The following is a 14,618-nucleotide window of genomic DNA, read 5'->3' as shown; positions in this document are numbered from 1 at the left end:
AACCCCGCCCGAAGGCGGGGTTTTCCCGGACACTAACACAGTCGCAGGAATTAGCAACATCCCCCCCTATCAGGAGAGACGGCCCGCCAGCGACTGGCGTCGAGCGGCCTGTGACCTGATCTGCAAGCGGCGGGAATCGTCGGCCTTGCCCCACTCGCGGATTTCCGCCAGGGAACGTCCGCAGCCGACGCAAACGTCCGCATCGTCGAGGCAGCACAGGCGCCGGCAAGGCGAGGCCACCGCCGGCGGCGAAGCCTCAGAGGCCGGGGAACTCGACATCCTCGCCCCCCTGCTCCAGGGTCGCCCGGTTGAGCAGCGCGCCCAGCGGTTCCTGGCTGCCATCGTGGCGCCAGAGACCGCTGGCCTCGTCGTAATCGAAGTGGAAGCCGCCCGACTTCGCCGCCACCCACAGCTGGCGCAACGGCGCCTGGCGGCTGAGGATCAGCTGCGAGCCGTTCTCGAAGCGTACGGTGAGCACGCCGCCGGCGTTCTCCAGGTCGAGATCCAGGTCGCTGTCATCGAAGGCGTCTTCCACCTGCTGCTGGAGCGCATCGACCAGGTCGTGGAAACGCGCTTCATTCATCGTACTCATGCATTGCCTCGGCATTCGCTAACGGGAAAAAAGGCGGGCGACTACCTTCGTCTTGCCCTATTCCGACAATTCTACGCTGGTATTGCCGTAGTCCGCGCTGTTTTGCCGCGACGCTCGCGGAAAACGCCGGCGCCCCCTCTGCCTCAGGCCATTCCCCTGCAAGCCCCGGCACACCTGATCCGGCTCGCATAGGCAAGGCGCCGGGGGGTCGGTATACTCCGGAACAATTCACGTTTTCTACAAGGATTCCGTCATGAAGCGGCTGTTCCTGTCCTTCGTCGCGCTCGCCCTCCTCGCCGGCTCCATCGCCGCCTGCGGCCAGAAAGGCCCGCTGTACCTGCCGGACGACGAAAAAGCCAAGAAAGAACACAGCAAAGACCGCTACGGTTTCTGAGAGAGCGCCCATGGACACATTCAGTTACCGCGACGGTGAGCTGTTCGCGGAAGGGGTGGCGCTTTCCCGCATCGCCGAGCGTTTCGGCACGCCCACCTACGTCTATTCCCGCGCACACATCGAGGCCCAGTACCGCGCCTATGCCGATGCCCTCGCCGGCATGCCGCATCTGGTCTGCTTCGCGGTCAAGGCCAACTCCAACCTCGGGGTGCTGAATGTGCTGGCGCGCCTCGGCGCCGGTTTCGACATCGTTTCCCGCGGTGAGCTGGAGCGTGTCCTGGCCGCCGGCGGCGATCCGGCCAAGGTGGTGTTCTCCGGCGTCGGCAAGACCCGCGACGACATGCGCCGCGCCCTGGAAGTCGGTGTGCACTGCTTCAACGTCGAGTCCGGCGAAGAGCTGGAGCGCCTGCAACGGGTAGCTGCGGAACTCGGCGTGAAAGCGCCGGTGTCGCTGCGGGTCAACCCGGACGTGGATGCCCAGACCCACCCCTATATCTCCACCGGCCTGAAAGAGAACAAGTTCGGCATCGCCATCGACGAGGCCGAGGCGGTCTACGCCCGCGCCGCCGAGCTTGATCACCTGGAGGTGATCGGCGTCGACTGCCACATCGGTTCGCAGTTGACCCAGCTGGAGCCCTTCCTCGACGCCCTCGAGCGCCTGCTCGGGCTGGTCGACCGCCTGGCCGGCAAAGGCATCGGCATTCGCCACCTGGACCTCGGTGGTGGCCTCGGGGTGCGCTACCGCGACGAACAGCCGCCGCTGGCCGGCGACTACATCCGCGCCATCCGCGAGCGCCTGCACGGCCGCGACCTGACCCTGGTGTTCGAGCCGGGCCGGTCCATCGTCGCCAACGCCGGCGTGCTGCTGACCCGTGTCGAGTACCTCAAGCACACCGAGCACAAGGATTTCGCCATCGTCGACGCGGCGATGAACGACCTGATCCGCCCGGCTCTCTACCAGGCCTGGATGGACGTGCAGGCGGTACGCCCGCGCGACGCCGCGCCGCGCCGCTACGACCTGGTCGGGCCGATCTGCGAGACCGGTGACTTCCTCGCCAAGGATCGCGACCTGGCGCTCGCCGAAGGCGACCTCCTGGCGGTGCGCTCGGCCGGCGCCTACGGCTTCGTCATGAGCTCGAACTACAACACCCGCGGCCGCGCCGCCGAGGTGCTGGTGGATGGCGAGCAGACCCACGAGGTCCGTCGCCGCGAGACCGTCCAAGAGCTCTACGCCGGCGAAAGCCTGCTGCCGCAGTGAGGCCCAGACCATGCTTTTGCGCTTCACCAAGATGCATGGCCTGGGCAACGACTTCATGGTCCTCGACCTGGTCAGCCAGCACGCCCATGTGCAGCCCAAGCACGTCAAGCTCTGGGGCGACCGCAACACCGGAATCGGCTTCGACCAGTTGCTGATCGTCGAAGCCCCGAGCAGCCCCGACGTCGACTTCCGCTACCGGATCTTCAACGCCGACGGCTCCGAGGTCGAGCAGTGCGGCAACGGCGCTCGCTGCTTCGCCCGCTTCGTTCAGGACAAGCGCCTGACGGTGAAGAAGAGCATCCGCGTAGAAACCAAGGGCGGCATCATCGAGCTGAATATCCGCCCGGACGGCCAGGTCACGGTGGACATGGGTCCGCCGCGCCTGGCCCCGGCCGAGATACCGTTCCAGGCCGAGCGCGAAGCCTTGTCCTATGAGATAGAGGTGAATGGCCAGCGCGTCGAACTGGCCGCGGTATCCATGGGCAATCCCCATGGCGTGCTGCGCGTCGAGAACGTCGACAGCGCACCGGTACACAGCCTCGGTCCGCAACTGGAAGTCCATCCGCGCTTCCCGAAGAAGGCCAACATCGGCTTCCTCCAGGTGCTCGATCCGCACCATGCGCGCCTGCGCGTCTGGGAGCGCGGCGTCGGCGAGACCCAAGCCTGCGGCACCGGCGCCTGCGCCGCGGCGGTTGCCGGGATTCGCCAGGGCTGGCTGCAATCGCCGGTGCAGATCGACCTCCCCGGCGGCCGCCTGCACATCGAGTGGGCAGGTCCCGGCCAGCCCGTTATGATGACCGGGCCTGCCGTCCGCGTGTATGAAGGCCAGGTCCGCCTGTAAGGGCCGTCGCCCGCGAGAACCGAGACGCTTATGACCGAGAAAAGCCAGGAACCGACAGCAGCGCTGGACGCCGAGCAGGTGGCCGCTTATCTGAGCCAGCACCCGGAGTTCTTCGTCGAGCATGACGAGCTGATCCCCGAGTTGCGCATCCCACACCAGCCCGGCGACGCAGTGTCGCTGGTGGAGCGCCAGGTACGCCTGCTGCGCGAGCGCAACATCGAGATGCGCCACCGGCTCTCGCAACTGATGGACGTGGCCCGCGAGAACGACCGCCTGTTCGACAAGACCCGCCGCCTGGTCCTCGACCTGCTCGACGCCACCAGCCTGGAAGACGTGGTCAGTACCGTCGAGGACAGCCTGCGCCACGAGTTCCAGGTGCCCTACGTGAGCCTGATCCTGTTCAGCGACAGTAGCGTCTCGGTGGGCCGCTCGGTGAGCAGCGCGGAGGCGCACCAGGCCATCGGCGGCCTGCTCTCCGGCGGCAAGACCGTCTGCGGCGTGCTGCGTCCGCACGAACTGGCGTTTCTCTTCGGCGAGAGCGACCGCGACGAGATCGGCTCCGCAGCGGTGGTCTCCCTGAGTTTCCAGGGCCTGCACGGCGTGCTCGCCATCGGCAGTCCCGATCCGCAGCATTACAAGAGTTCCCTCGGCACCCTGTTCCTCGGCTACGTCGCCGAGGTCCTGGCCCGCGTGCTGCCGCGTTTCTCCTCGCCGCTGCGCTCGGTCCGCTGAGCGCGGCGGGCGGTCCGAGATGCACGCCGACCTGGATGCCTTCCTCGAACATCTGCGCAGCGAGCGCCAGGTCTCCGCGCACACCCTCGACGGCTACCGCCGCGACCTGCTGAAGATCCTCGCCCTCGCCGAAAAGGCCGGGCTCTCCGACTGGAACGCCCTCGACACCCGCAGCCTGCGCACCTTCGTCGCCCGCCTGCACCAGCAGGGCCAGTCCAGCCGCAGCCTGGCACGGCTGCTCTCGGCGACGCGCGGCCTCTACCAGTACCTGCTACGCGAAGGGCGCTGCCGGCACGACCCTGCCAACGGCCTGAGCGCGCCGAAGAGTCCGCGCAAGCTGCCCAGGACCCTCGACGCCGACCGCGCCCTGCAATTGCTCGACGGTGCCGTGGAGGATGACTTCATCGCCCGCCGCGACCAGGCCCTGCTGGAGCTGTTCTATTCCTCCGGGCTGCGCCTCTCGGAACTGGTCGGCCTCGATCTCGAATGGCTGGACCTCAAGGAAGGCCTGGTGCGAGTGCGCGGCAAGGGCAACAAGGTCCGCGAGCTGCCGGTCGGCAAGGCCGCGCGCCAGGCGCTCGAAGCCTGGCTGCCGCTGCGCACCCAGGCCGCTCCGGAAGACGGTGCGGTGTTCATCGGCCGCAGCGGCAAGCGCCTGACGCCACGGGCGATCCAGCTGCGGGTGCGCCAGGCCGGCGTCCGCGAGCTGGGCCAGCACCTGCACCCGCACATGCTGCGGCACTCCTTCGCCAGCCATCTGCTGGAGTCGTCCGGCGACCTGCGCGCCGTGCAGGAACTGCTCGGCCACGCCGACATCGCCACGACCCAGATCTATACCCACCTGGACTTCCAGCACCTGGCCTCGGTCTACGACCGCGCCCATCCCCGCGCCAAGCGCAAGGGCAACGCCGATGGAGGCAACGACCCATGAGCAGCCTGCGACTGATCACCTTCGACCTCGACGACACCCTGTGGGACGTCGCCCCGGTGATGAACAACGCCGAGGCCCTGCTCCGCGAATGGCTGGCGAGCAACGCGGCGCGCCTGGGTCCGGTACCCATCGAGCACCTGTGGGCGATCCGCACCCGCCTGCTGGATCGCGAGCCGATGCTGCGCCACCGTCTCAGCGAGCTGCGCCGGCGCATCCTGTTCCATGCCCTGCTCGACGCCGGTTATCCACAGGCGGAGGCGGAAAGCCTGGCTGAGGCCGGTTTCCAGGTATTCCTCGAAGCGCGCCACCGGGTCACTCTGTTTCCCGAGGTCCACCCGACCCTGGAGATCCTCGCCGACCGCTTCACCCTCGGCGTGCTCACCAACGGCAACGCCGACGTGCGCCGCCTGGGCCTGGCCGACTACTTCCGGTTCGCCCTCTGCGCCGAGGAACTGGGCGTCGGCAAGCCCGACCCGACGCCATTCCGCGAAGCCCTGAAGCGCGCCGGCGTCGAGGCCTCGGCAGCGGTACACATCGGCGACCACCCCAGCGACGACATCGCCGGAGCGCGCCGCGCCGGCATGCGTGCCATCTGGTTCAACCCAAACGGCAAGCCCTGGGCCGGGGAGGAAGAGCCGAGCGCGGAGATCCGCAGCCTCGCCGAGCTGCCGGCCCTGCTCGCCCGCCTGCAATGACGGACCGGGCCCCCGGTCGCGGGTAGCGCCTAGGCACGCGAAGCGCTGGCCTTTAAGCGCCCGACCCCGCGCAAGATGGAAAACGCCACCGCAACGGCAGCCAACGTCAGCGACACGCCGAAAAGCAGCAACGCCGTCGACGCACCGAAGCGATCCGCGATCAACCCGGTGAAGATCACCGGCAGGCTGAAGCCGAGGTAGGCCAACAGGAAGTAGCCCGCGCTGGCCCGCGGCTTTTCCGCACCGGCCAGGACATTCACCGCCGACAGCCCGCCCAGGTAGGTGAAGCCGTAGCAGGAACTGCTCGCGCCCAGCGCACCGAACAGCACCGCAGCCAATGAGCCGTGGATCGCGCCCCAGGCCAGCAGGGCATAGCTCGGCGGCAGGATCACCAGCCCCAGGCAGGTCGCCGAGGCCGGCGCCATCCGCCGCGCCAGCGGCTGGAACAGCAGGCCGCAGCTGATCACGGTGAAGGTCGAGAAGCCCGACCAGCGCGCCAGCCCGTGGGCCGCCAGCAGCGAAGGCAGGACCGCGATGACCAGACCCACAGTGGCCCATGCCAGCAGGATCGAGAGACCGTACGGCAGGCTGCCGGCGGGAAAGAACGGCAGCCGCAGCATCAGCGTATCGCGCCCGCGCGGCGCCTCGTCCGGCAGGCCCGCCACCGCCGCCAGGGCCACGCAGGCCAGTCCCAACTGGACCCAGAAGCTGCCGGGCACCAGGCTCTCCCGGAACAGCAGGAACAGACTGGTCAGTGCCGCGCCGAGGCCGAAGCCGAGCGAGGTGCTGGCGGTCACCCAGTTGGCCGAGGTGCGGGAATCCCCGCCCGCGATCAGTTCGCTCATGTAGGCCGTCCCTGTGGCCGATGCCAGGGCCGTGCCGACGCCGAGCAACAGGCGCGCCACGCCGAGCGCCTCCAGGCGCGGCCAGAGCGCCATCACCAGGGTGGCCACCATCGACAGCAGCAGCGCGACGACGATCGGCGGCTTGCGCCCGATCCGATCGGACAACCCGCCGAGTACCAGCAGCACCGGCAGTACGCCGAGCACATAGCCGGAGAAAGCGCTGGCGGTAGCTGCCGCGCCGTAGCCGGAAAGCTCCGCGTAGGCGGTGTACAGCGGCGCCTGGAGGTTCACCGCCAAGGTGATCAGGCACAGGCCGAAGGCCAGGCATGCGGCGTGGCGACGGGTATTGCTCATGCGTTTCTCCGTTCAAGGGCCTGCCGCGGCAGAGCGGTGGGCATTGGCTAGCCCGCGAGAAGAGGCGTCGACTATCCGGCGCGGCGGCGCTACGGAACAAGTAACAGCTGTTCGGATTTGTGCTTAACTGTTCGCCTGAAAAAACCGAACAGTGAGTCAGACATGCACCTCCGGATCGACCGCAATGCCAGCGAGCCGCTGGTGCAGCAGATCGTCGCAGGGGTCAGCGGCTGGATCCGCGGCAATCGCGTCCGCGCCGGCACGCGGATTCCGTCGATACGCCAGTTGGCCAGGGAAAACCAGCTCAGCCAGTCCAGCGTGATCGAGGCCTACGACCGCCTGGTCGCCCTGGGGATGCTGGAATCGCGGCACGGCTCGGGGTTCTTCGTCGCCGAGGCGCCCGCCGCCACTACCGACCTCGACAGCGAATGGCACGAAGGCGCGGAAAACGCATGGGGCCAGTTCAGCGGCAGCTCGACGAAACTCAAGCTCGGCTGCGGCTGGATTCCGGACAGTTGGCGGGAAGTCGAGGAACTCAGCTACGCGATCCGCCAGGTCGCCCGCAGCGAACTCGCCGGGCTGTTCGACTACAGCACTCCGCTGGGCCTGCCGGCGCTGCGCCAGCACATCCAGAAACGCCTGCGGCTGATCGATATCCATGTCGACCCGGAGCAGATCCTCACCACCACCGGCGCCAGCCATGCCCTCGACCTGTTGGTACGCACGCTGCTCAAGCCGGGCGACGTGGTGGTGGTGGAGAACCCCGGCTACTACAACCTGTTCAACCTGCTGAAGTTCCACGGGGTGAAGATGCTCGGCGTGCCGCGCACCCGCCACGGCCCGGACACCGCCGCGCTGGAGACGATCCTCCGCGCGCACAAGCCGAAGTTCCTTTTCACCAACAGCATGTACCACAACCCCACCGGCACCAGCCTCAGCCCCTCAGTGGCCCACCGCGTGCTGCAACTGGCCGAGCAGCATGATTTCCACATCGTCGAGGATGACATCTACGCCGACTTCCAGAACGGCCCCAGCACCCGCCTGGCAACCCTCGATTCGCTGCGCCGGGTGATCTACCTGGCGAGCTTTTCGAAGACCCTCAGTTGCTCGCTACGGGTCGGCTACCTGATCGCCGGCCCCGAGCTGATCCGGCGCCTGGCGGATGTGAAGATGTACACCAGCATCGGCAGCCAGCGCTTCGCCGAATGCGTGGTCTCGACCATGCTCGCCAACGGCAGTTACCGCAAGCTGGTGCAACGCCTGCGCCAGCGCCTGACCCGGCAGATGGCGGCGACCCTGCGGGTGCTTGGGGACAACGGCTGGGAGGTGTTCGCCGAACCGGTCGGCGGGATGTTCGTCTGGGCCCGTATCGGCGACTACCCGTTCGCCGAATTGCAGGCCGTGGCGACACGCCTGGACGTGCTGCTGTCGCCGGGCAGCGGCTTCAGCCCGGAAGGCGAGGAGAGCGACTGGCTGCGTATCAACATCGCCTATGCCAGCGACCCGCGGGCCCTGGCGTTCTTCGAGGCGTTCGGGTGAGGCGCGCTCTTGCCCTCCCCTGCCTCACTGGTAGTCGAGCAGGATCACCATCGCGGCCAGGACCGAGCCGGGCGTGATTTTCTCGGCGGTCTGCACATAGGACGCTTTCATCGGGATCCAGTACGCCCCGCCGGTGTTCTTGTCATACGCGGTCACCGGCAACGAGAGTCCCATCCGTAGCGGCACGCCGGCCTCGTCGGTGACCCGGATCGATACGCCGGTCGCGGTGCTGCCCGCCAGGCGCGGCAGCACACCCGAGCCTTCGGCCACCGCGCCCCCCACCGCTTGAAGGCTGTAGCCGACGCGGTTGTACCCGCGAGGACAGCCGGCCACTACGAGATTGAACGGGGTAACGGCCGCGTAGGTGCCGACGCCGTTCAGCCGGGCGGCAGCGATCGACTGCAGCTTCACGGTCTGGTCGGCGACCTGGCAGGTCGCATTGATCGTGGTGACGCTCCCGGTCAACCTGATGGAGGAGGTGCCAGACGCAATAAGCCCGTCCTTGTAGGTAATGAGGAAGTACGAGTTGAAGGCTCCGCTCGCGAACTGGCCGTCGGAGAGCGGCGTCGAGTTGCGGAACAACTGGATCTCCGCGATTTGCGAAAAAGTGCCCTTGAAACGGCTGCTCGCCGGTATGCCATCCAGCAGCAGGCGCACCGAGAGGCCCGGCACGTTGGTATTCAGGTCCGGACCATCGATCGGGTCCCAGACACTTCCCTTGTTGTACAGAGAGACGCCGATGAGATCGCAGCTGGGCTTGCCGCACAGTTGCATGGGAGTGAACGTGTAGCGCGACATGACACTTCCCTCGGGAAGGATCGAGGGCACGGCGATATCGCGGCCGCCGAAAGCGTACAGATTGGCAGCCATGCTGGTGCCGGCGGGAACGAACAGGACTGCCGCAAGCAGCAGGGTTCGACGGAACGTCTTGAACTCCATGGGATGACAACCGATGTGTCCGGCATGTCCGGGAAAATCCGCCGGAACCGGAGTGAACTTGATGGGTGGATAATCTTTTCAGAACACCTGGAAAGGAGCCATAAGACAGGACCTACACGGCTCCGCGAATCCGCCTAAGAATCGCTAGGAAAATTCTTAAGCAAGCTCTACAGCTCGCTCTCCGGCAACCCCGGACGCCGCTTGGAGCGCCTGGATGGCAAGCAGCTTCGGTTGACGATGTGGAACGGTAGCGCTGCCACCGGAAAGGAAAAGGCCTTGGCCCGTCGCCAGCCGTGCCTGAACAGGCGAAAGATCGGCTCGCCAACCGGGATGCGGCGGCCTGTCAAAGTGACCGGCGCCATAGCACAAGGCCCGCCATCCCTTGCGGGAGGCGGGCCTTGGGATGGCGCGAAATCAGATGGGGCGGCTGCCGTACTTGCTGTCCGGCTTCTTCGGCGGATCGGCCACCACGTTGGGTTCGATCTCCTGCACCTTTCCACCGCGGGAAAGGAACTCCTCCATCGCCTTGGCGAGGGCGTCACGCTCTTTCTGCTTGGCTTCGACCGAGGGCAGCTCCTCTTCCACCACGGCGGCTTTCGCCTTCTTCCCGGGGGCGGGGGCCTCGTCGCCGTCGCCGCTGTCCGCTTCGCCGTCGTCGGCCGCGGCCAGCTCTTCGCCGTCGTCCTCGTCAGCGCCGTCCAGCTCGTCCTGTTCCAGTTCTTCTTCGCTCATGGTCAACCTCTCGGTGCTGCAAAAGCAGGTTAGTTATAGCCCAGCCGCGCGTTTTGATGAGCGCCGCCGGAAAAAATTCATACTGACTCGCCCTGCCAGGTGGCGAGCACGCGCCGTGCCCCGCCCCTGTCCCGGTGTTCACCGAGATAGATCCCCTGCCAGGTGCCCAGTGCCAACCCTCCCGACTGTATCGGCAGGGTCAGTTGGCAGCCCAGCAGGCTGGCCTTGAAATGCGCCGGAAGGTCGTCCGGACCTTCGTCGTTGTGTTCATAGCCGACTTCGCCGTGTGGCGCCAGCCGCTCGAAAAAACGCTCGAAATCCCGGCGTACGGCAGGATCGGCATTTTCATTCAGGGTCAGTGAAGCCGACGTATGTTGCAAAAGCAGGTGCAGCAGGCCGACCCGGCACCGCCGAAGCTCCGGCAAGGCGTCGAGTATCTCCTCGGTGACGAGGTGAAAGCCCCGCGGACGCGGGCGCAAGGTGATCAGGGTCTGCTGCCACATGCTGCTGTTCCAAATCGGCTCCGATCCGTCGCGCCGCGCATTCTAGCGCGGCATTTGAAAAAGCAAAGAGCGTAAGAGGCAGACCTGTGAAAGCTGATGGTGGCGCAGTCCGCTGGCAGTCACTGAAAGACCGGTTGCGGAAAGGTGGTGGCAGTCGCGGGAGCGCCCAGGACTTTCGACGCACAAGGGCATGGCGTTCGGCGAAGGCGAGCGCGGGAGGCAAACCGACGCCCGGCGGAAAGCCGGGCGCCGGCAGGTATTACAGGTTGTAGCCGCGCTCGTTGTGCAGCGCCAGGTCGAGGCCGACCGCTTCCTCTTCCTCGGTGACCCGCAGGCCCATGACCAGGTCCAGCACCTTGAGGATCACGAAGGTCACCACGGCGGTGTAGACCACGGTGAAGGCCACGCCCTTGAACTGCACGAAGAACTGCGCGCCGATGTCCTCCACGCTGCCGAAGCCGCCCAGCGACGGCGCCGCGAAGATCCCGGTGAGCAGCGCGCCGACGATACCGCCGACCGCATGTACGCCGAAGGCGTCGAGGGAATCGTCGTATTTCAGCGCGCGCTTGAGACTGGTGGCGGCGAAGAAACAGATCACCCCGGAGGCCAGGCCGATCACCAGCGCGCCCATCGGACCGGCGGTGCCGGCGGCCGGGGTGATGGCCACCAGACCGGCGACCACGCCGGACGCGATGCCCAGGGCGCTCGGCTTGCCGTGGGTGATCCACTCGGCGAACATCCAGGCCAGGGCCGCGGCGGCGGTGGCGATCTGGGTCACCAGCATGGCCATCCCGGCGGTGCCGTTGGCGGCGGCGGCGGAACCGGCGTTGAAACCGAACCAGCCGATCCACAGCATGGCCGCCCCGACCAAGGTGTAGCCGAGGTTGTGCGGCGCCATCGGCGTGGTCGGGTAGCCCTTGCGCTTGCCCAGCACCAGGCAGGCGACCAGGCCGGCGATACCGGCGTTGATGTGCACCACGGTGCCGCCGGCGAAGTCCAGCACGCCCCAGTCCCACATCAGGGCGCCGTCACCGCTCCAGACCATGTGCGCGATCGGCGCGTAGACCACGGTGAACCAGACCGCCATGAAGATCAGCATCGCCGAGAACTTCATGCGCTCGGCGAAGGCGCCGACGATCAGCGCCGGAGTGATGATCGCGAAGGTCATCTGGAAGGTGATGAACACGCTTTCCGGGAACAGCGCGGTGGCGGAAGTCAGCCCGTCGGCGGTGAGACCGCTGAGGAAGGCCTTGTCCAGTCCGCCGACGAAGGAATTGAAGTTGAGGACGCCCTTCTCCATCCCGGTGGTATCGAACGCCAGGCTGTAGCCATAGACCACCCAGAGAATGGTGATCAGGCCGGTGATGGCGAAGCACTGCATCATGATCGACAGCACGTTCTTCGCTCGCACCATGCCGCCGTAGAACAGCGCCAGGCCGGGGATGGTCATGAGCAGGACGAGCGCAGTGGAGATCAGCATCCAGGCGGTGTCGCCGCTGTTCAGGACGGGCTCCTCGGCGGCCAGGGCGACGCCCGGCAAAGCGAGGGACAATAGGGCTCCTAGCCCTGCGATCTTACGCAGAGTCATGTTGGTATTCTCCTGGGGCTTTTGGGGGTTCGGTTGGGCTTAGATCGCGTCGGTATCGGTTTCGCCGGTACGGATGCGGATGGCCTGTTCCAGGTTCACCACGAAGATCTTGCCGTCACCGATCTTGCCGGTATTGGCCGCCTTGGTGATCGCCTCGATGACGCGGTCCAGCTGGTCGTCGGCGATCGCCACGTCGATCTTCACCTTGGGCAGGAAGTCGACGACGTACTCGGCGCCGCGATACAGCTCGGTGTGGCCCTTTTGCCGGCCGAAACCCTTGACCTCGGTCACCGTGATGCCCTGCACACCGATCTCGGACAACGACTCGCGGACGTCGTCCAACTTGAACGGCTTGATGATGGCAGTGACTAGCTTCATGAAACTCTCTCCCGTGTTTGGTGGACTCGCCCCAGGAAAACGAACCCGAGGACAGTCTAAGCGCAGTGTCTGGCTTTGTAACGCGCCGGTCCCTCTGGGAAGCATGATCGGGACCCTCCGCCCCGACCTGGCCCTGCTGCGGCCGTTCGATGCCGCAACCTGCCGGCCTCCCGCAACCGCCTCATCTGCCGCACCGGTACTGCTTCAGTGCACGCCTCACCCCGGCCAAAGCAGAAAGCTTGCCAGCTCCGGCAAATCCGCCGGATTTCAAGCTCTTAGCCGCCAACCCGGGGATAGTGCGGAACGCCGGGCTCCGGGCGGCGCACCAAATAGGCGCAGACGCGCTCCGACAGTTGCGCAAAAAGTGTGCAATGGCCCTCCCGCGAGCGCCGCCGACATCGTGCTAGACTGCCGCCCACTCGTTACCGGAACCCTCGCCATGCTGCCGCCCAAAGCCGTCTTCGAAGCCCTCAGCCAACAAGCCAGCCGCCTGTTCGCCGGCGAATCGCCGTTGCCCAAGGCCGAGCTGGAGTCGCAGTTCCGCGCCCTGATGCAGAGCGCCTTCAGCAAGCTCGACCTGGTCAGCCGCGAGGAGTTCGACAGCCAGATGCTGGTCCTCGCCCGCACTCGCGCACGGCTGGAAGCCCTGGAGGCCAAGGTGGCGGAACTCGAAAGCAAGCTGACGCCGCCCGCCGACTGATCCTCCCCCCTGCGAGCGGCGTGAGATCAAGGAGCGATCCATGTCCCTGGCGATTGTCCACAGCCGAGCCCAGGTCGGCGTCGAAGCCCCCTGCGTCAGCGTCGAGGCGCACCTGGCCAACGGCCTGCCTTCGCTGACCCTGGTCGGCCTGCCGGAAACCGCGGTGCGCGAGAGCAAGGACCGCGTGCGCAGCGCCCTGCTCAATGCCGGTTTCGACTTCCCCGCGCGGCGCATCACCCTCAACCTCGCCCCCGCCGACCTACCCAAGGACGGCGGTCGCTTCGACCTGGCCATCGCACTCGGCATCCTCGCCGCCAGCGGCCAGTTGCCCGGCACCGCCCTCGACGGCCTGGAGTGCCTCGGCGAACTGGCCCTGTCCGGGGCGATCCGGCCAGTGCGAGGCGTATTGCCGGCCGCGCTGGCGGCGCGCGACGCAAGGCGCGTTCTGGTGGTACCGAAGGAAAATGCCGAAGAGGCCAGCCTGGCCAGCGGGCTGACGGTGTTCGCCGTGGACCACCTGCTGGAGATCGCCGGACACCTCTCCGGCCAGGCCCCGCTGCCGCCCTACCAGGCCCGCGGCCTGCTCCGCGCGCCCTTCCCTTATCCAGACCTGGCCGAGGTCCAGGGCCAGGCCGCCGCCAAGCGCGCCCTGCTGGTAGCCGCCGCCGGCGCGCACAACCTGTTGCTCAGCGGCCCGCCGGGCACCGGCAAGACCCTCCTGGCCAGCCGCCTGCCCGGCCTGCTGCCGGCGCTCGACGAGGACGAAGCCCTGGAGGTCGCGGCGATCCATTCGGTGGCCAGCCACGTCCCCCTCAGGCACTGGCCGCAGCGACCGTTCCGCCAGCCGCACCACTCCGCCTCCGCGCCGGCCCTGGTCGGCGGCGGCAGCCGCCCGCAGCCGGGCGAGATCACCCTGGCGCACCAGGGCGTGCTGTTCCTCGACGAACTGCCGGAGTTCGAGCGCAAGGTCCTGGAGGTCCTGCGCGAGCCGCTGGAAAGCGGCGAGATCGTCATTGCCCGGGCCAACGGCCGGGTACGTTTCCCGGCGCGCTTCCAACTGGTGGCGGCGATGAATCCCTGTCCCTGTGGCTACCTCGGCGATCCCAGTGGCCGCTGCCGCTGCACCCCGGAACAGGTCCAGCGCTACCGGGGCAAGCTGTCCGGACCGCTGCTCGATCGCATCGACCTGCACGTCAGCGTGCTCCGCGAAAGCACCAGCCTGCAGCCAGGACACGGCGAAACCGCTACCGCCGAGATCAGCGAACGGGTTGGCGCCGCACGGCAACGGCAACTGGCCCGCCAGGGCTGCGCCAATGCCCATCTCGACCTCCAGGCGATGCACCGCAATTGTGCACTCGCCGAAGCGGACCGCCGCTGGCTGGAGGCTGCCGGAGAGCGCCTGGAACTTTCCTTGCGCGCCTTGCATCGCATACTCAAGGTGGCCCGGACGCTGGCCGACCTGGAGCGCATCGATGCCATCGAACGCCGGCACCTGGCGGAAGCCCTGCAGTATCGGGCAACGACCTCCACGTGAAGCGTAATAATTCAGCAAAGCTATCGATTAAGGCTTTCCGAATCAAATTAGCTATCACGATGT

At 67.0% G+C, this 14,618-nt stretch carries 17 protein-coding genes; 9 read left to right on the top strand and 8 right to left on the bottom strand.

The window, feature by feature from the left end:
* Window positions 1-69: 69 nt before the first annotated feature.
* The gene (locus tag HMPREF1224_RS44500; RefSeq protein ID WP_003161172.1) at window positions 70-279 is read right to left on the bottom strand and encodes a DUF1289 domain-containing protein; all 210 of its coding nucleotides are present in this window, start codon (window positions 277-279) and stop codon (window positions 70-72) included.
* On the bottom strand, window positions 257-592 hold the full coding sequence (gene cyaY, locus HMPREF1224_RS28920; protein ID WP_003121284.1) for an iron donor protein CyaY: 336 nt from the start codon (window positions 590-592) through the stop codon (window positions 257-259). The genes HMPREF1224_RS44500 and cyaY overlap by 23 nt, the downstream gene beginning before the upstream one ends.
* 253 nt (window positions 593-845) lie before the next feature.
* Here cyaY and HMPREF1224_RS28915 point away from each other — a divergent pair, with 253 nt between their 5' ends.
* The 6 genes from HMPREF1224_RS28915 to HMPREF1224_RS28890 are packed head-to-tail and all read left to right on the top strand — an operon-like array spanning window position 846 to window position 5,443.
* Complete coding sequence (locus tag HMPREF1224_RS28915; RefSeq protein ID WP_003096430.1) at window positions 846-986, top strand: LPS translocon maturation chaperone LptM; 141 nt, start codon at window positions 846-848, stop codon at window positions 984-986.
* Between the two features lie 10 nt (window positions 987-996).
* Entirely contained in the window at window positions 997-2,244 is a 1,248-nt protein-coding gene (gene lysA / locus HMPREF1224_RS28910) for a diaminopimelate decarboxylase (RefSeq protein ID WP_003118055.1), read from the top strand.
* A gap of 10 nt (window positions 2,245-2,254) precedes the next feature.
* Window positions 2,255-3,085, top strand: a complete 831-nt coding sequence (dapF, locus tag HMPREF1224_RS28905; RefSeq protein WP_003114344.1) for a diaminopimelate epimerase — start codon at window positions 2,255-2,257, stop codon at window positions 3,083-3,085.
* 30 nt (window positions 3,086-3,115) lie between these two features.
* Window positions 3,116-3,817, top strand: coding sequence for a DUF484 family protein (locus HMPREF1224_RS28900; RefSeq protein ID WP_003096433.1), 702 nt, complete (start codon window positions 3,116-3,118; stop codon window positions 3,815-3,817).
* A 19-nt stretch (window positions 3,818-3,836) separates the two neighbouring features.
* Window positions 3,837-4,748 carry a tyrosine recombinase XerC gene (xerC, locus tag HMPREF1224_RS28895; protein ID WP_010793650.1) on the top strand — a complete coding sequence of 304 codons (912 nt, stop codon included), beginning with the start codon at window positions 3,837-3,839 and terminating at the stop codon, window positions 4,746-4,748.
* On the top strand, window positions 4,745-5,443 hold the full coding sequence (locus HMPREF1224_RS28890; RefSeq protein ID WP_003123715.1) for an HAD family hydrolase: 699 nt from the start codon (window positions 4,745-4,747) through the stop codon (window positions 5,441-5,443). Before xerC ends, HMPREF1224_RS28890 begins: the two co-directional genes overlap by 4 nt.
* A 29-nt stretch (window positions 5,444-5,472) precedes the next feature.
* On the opposite strand, the gene HMPREF1224_RS28885 is transcribed toward HMPREF1224_RS28890, so the two are convergent.
* A complete protein-coding gene (locus HMPREF1224_RS28885; protein ID WP_010793649.1) occupies window positions 5,473-6,642 on the bottom strand; it encodes an MFS transporter in 1,170 nt (389 codons plus the stop codon).
* Between the two features lie 162 nt (window positions 6,643-6,804).
* Between HMPREF1224_RS28885 and HMPREF1224_RS28880 the strand changes: the two genes are divergently transcribed.
* The gene (locus HMPREF1224_RS28880) at window positions 6,805-8,181 is read left to right on the top strand and encodes an aminotransferase-like domain-containing protein (RefSeq protein WP_003098233.1); all 1,377 of its coding nucleotides are present in this window, start codon (window positions 6,805-6,807) and stop codon (window positions 8,179-8,181) included.
* 24 nt (window positions 8,182-8,205) lie between these two features.
* Here the strand turns inward: HMPREF1224_RS28880 and HMPREF1224_RS28875 are convergent, their stop codons facing one another.
* The 5 genes from HMPREF1224_RS28875 to glnK all read right to left on the bottom strand — a co-directional run bounded on the left by HMPREF1224_RS28875 (window position 8,206) and on the right by glnK (window position 12,321).
* Complete coding sequence (locus tag HMPREF1224_RS28875; protein ID WP_003118059.1) at window positions 8,206-9,120, bottom strand: fimbrial protein; 915 nt, start codon at window positions 9,118-9,120, stop codon at window positions 8,206-8,208.
* Between the two features lie 414 nt (window positions 9,121-9,534).
* Window positions 9,535-9,852: a transcriptional regulator SutA gene (gene sutA, locus HMPREF1224_RS28870; RefSeq protein ID WP_003098240.1), complete on the bottom strand. Its 318-nt coding sequence runs from the start codon at window positions 9,850-9,852 to the stop codon at window positions 9,535-9,537.
* Between the two features lie 77 nt (window positions 9,853-9,929).
* On the bottom strand, window positions 9,930-10,355 hold the full coding sequence (locus HMPREF1224_RS28865) for a secondary thiamine-phosphate synthase enzyme YjbQ (RefSeq protein WP_010793648.1): 426 nt from the start codon (window positions 10,353-10,355) through the stop codon (window positions 9,930-9,932).
* A 259-nt stretch (window positions 10,356-10,614) separates the two neighbouring features.
* A complete protein-coding gene (locus HMPREF1224_RS28860; protein WP_003098243.1) occupies window positions 10,615-11,943 on the bottom strand; it encodes an ammonium transporter in 1,329 nt (442 codons plus the stop codon).
* 39 nt (window positions 11,944-11,982) lie between these two features.
* Window positions 11,983-12,321 carry a P-II family nitrogen regulator gene (glnK, locus tag HMPREF1224_RS28855; protein ID WP_003096476.1) on the bottom strand — a complete coding sequence of 113 codons (339 nt, stop codon included), beginning with the start codon at window positions 12,319-12,321 and terminating at the stop codon, window positions 11,983-11,985.
* Window positions 12,322-12,760: 439 nt separating this feature from the next.
* On the opposite strand from glnK, the gene HMPREF1224_RS28850 reads away from it, so the two are divergent.
* Both HMPREF1224_RS28850 and HMPREF1224_RS28845 read left to right on the top strand, forming a co-directional pair.
* Window positions 12,761-13,021, top strand: coding sequence for an accessory factor UbiK family protein (locus HMPREF1224_RS28850; RefSeq protein ID WP_003096478.1), 261 nt, complete (start codon window positions 12,761-12,763; stop codon window positions 13,019-13,021).
* 40 nt (window positions 13,022-13,061) lie between these two features.
* The gene (locus tag HMPREF1224_RS28845; RefSeq protein ID WP_009878288.1) at window positions 13,062-14,555 is read left to right on the top strand and encodes a YifB family Mg chelatase-like AAA ATPase; all 1,494 of its coding nucleotides are present in this window, start codon (window positions 13,062-13,064) and stop codon (window positions 14,553-14,555) included.
* The last annotated feature ends 63 nt before the right edge of the window (window positions 14,556-14,618 follow it).

Origin of the sequence: Pseudomonas sp. P179 (assembly GCF_000478485.2) — a bacterium.
GTDB lineage: Bacteria > Pseudomonadota > Gammaproteobacteria > Pseudomonadales > Pseudomonadaceae > Pseudomonas > Pseudomonas aeruginosa.
The sequence above is the reverse complement of the archived record's forward strand: the minus strand, read 5'-3'. Positions and strand labels throughout refer to the sequence as shown.

Bases quoted from the DNA above. Each gene is read 5' to 3' on its own strand.
- HMPREF1224_RS44500 (WP_003161172.1), bottom strand. From the start codon at position 279: ATGTCGAGTTCCCCGGCCTCTGAGGCTTCGCCGCCGGCGGTGGCCTCG.
- cyaY (WP_003121284.1), bottom strand. From the start codon at position 592: ATGAGTACGATGAATGAAGCGCGTTTCCACGACCTGGTCGATGCGCTC.
- HMPREF1224_RS28915 (WP_003096430.1), top strand. From the start codon at position 846: ATGAAGCGGCTGTTCCTGTCCTTCGTCGCGCTCGCCCTCCTCGCCGGC.
- lysA (WP_003118055.1), top strand. From the start codon at position 997: ATGGACACATTCAGTTACCGCGACGGTGAGCTGTTCGCGGAAGGGGTG.
- dapF (WP_003114344.1), top strand. From the start codon at position 2,255: ATGCTTTTGCGCTTCACCAAGATGCATGGCCTGGGCAACGACTTCATG.
- HMPREF1224_RS28900 (WP_003096433.1), top strand. From the start codon at position 3,116: ATGACCGAGAAAAGCCAGGAACCGACAGCAGCGCTGGACGCCGAGCAG.
- xerC (WP_010793650.1), top strand. From the start codon at position 3,837: ATGCACGCCGACCTGGATGCCTTCCTCGAACATCTGCGCAGCGAGCGC.
- HMPREF1224_RS28890 (WP_003123715.1), top strand. From the start codon at position 4,745: ATGAGCAGCCTGCGACTGATCACCTTCGACCTCGACGACACCCTGTGG.
- HMPREF1224_RS28885 (WP_010793649.1), bottom strand. From the start codon at position 6,642: ATGAGCAATACCCGTCGCCACGCCGCATGCCTGGCCTTCGGCCTGTGC.
- HMPREF1224_RS28880 (WP_003098233.1), top strand. From the start codon at position 6,805: ATGCACCTCCGGATCGACCGCAATGCCAGCGAGCCGCTGGTGCAGCAG.
- HMPREF1224_RS28875 (WP_003118059.1), bottom strand. From the start codon at position 9,120: ATGGAGTTCAAGACGTTCCGTCGAACCCTGCTGCTTGCGGCAGTCCTG.
- sutA (WP_003098240.1), bottom strand. From the start codon at position 9,852: ATGAGCGAAGAAGAACTGGAACAGGACGAGCTGGACGGCGCTGACGAG.
- HMPREF1224_RS28865 (WP_010793648.1), bottom strand. From the start codon at position 10,355: ATGTGGCAGCAGACCCTGATCACCTTGCGCCCGCGTCCGCGGGGCTTT.
- HMPREF1224_RS28860 (WP_003098243.1), bottom strand. From the start codon at position 11,943: ATGACTCTGCGTAAGATCGCAGGGCTAGGAGCCCTATTGTCCCTCGCT.
- glnK (WP_003096476.1), bottom strand. From the start codon at position 12,321: ATGAAGCTAGTCACTGCCATCATCAAGCCGTTCAAGTTGGACGACGTC.
- HMPREF1224_RS28850 (WP_003096478.1), top strand. From the start codon at position 12,761: ATGCTGCCGCCCAAAGCCGTCTTCGAAGCCCTCAGCCAACAAGCCAGC.
- HMPREF1224_RS28845 (WP_009878288.1), top strand. From the start codon at position 13,062: ATGTCCCTGGCGATTGTCCACAGCCGAGCCCAGGTCGGCGTCGAAGCC.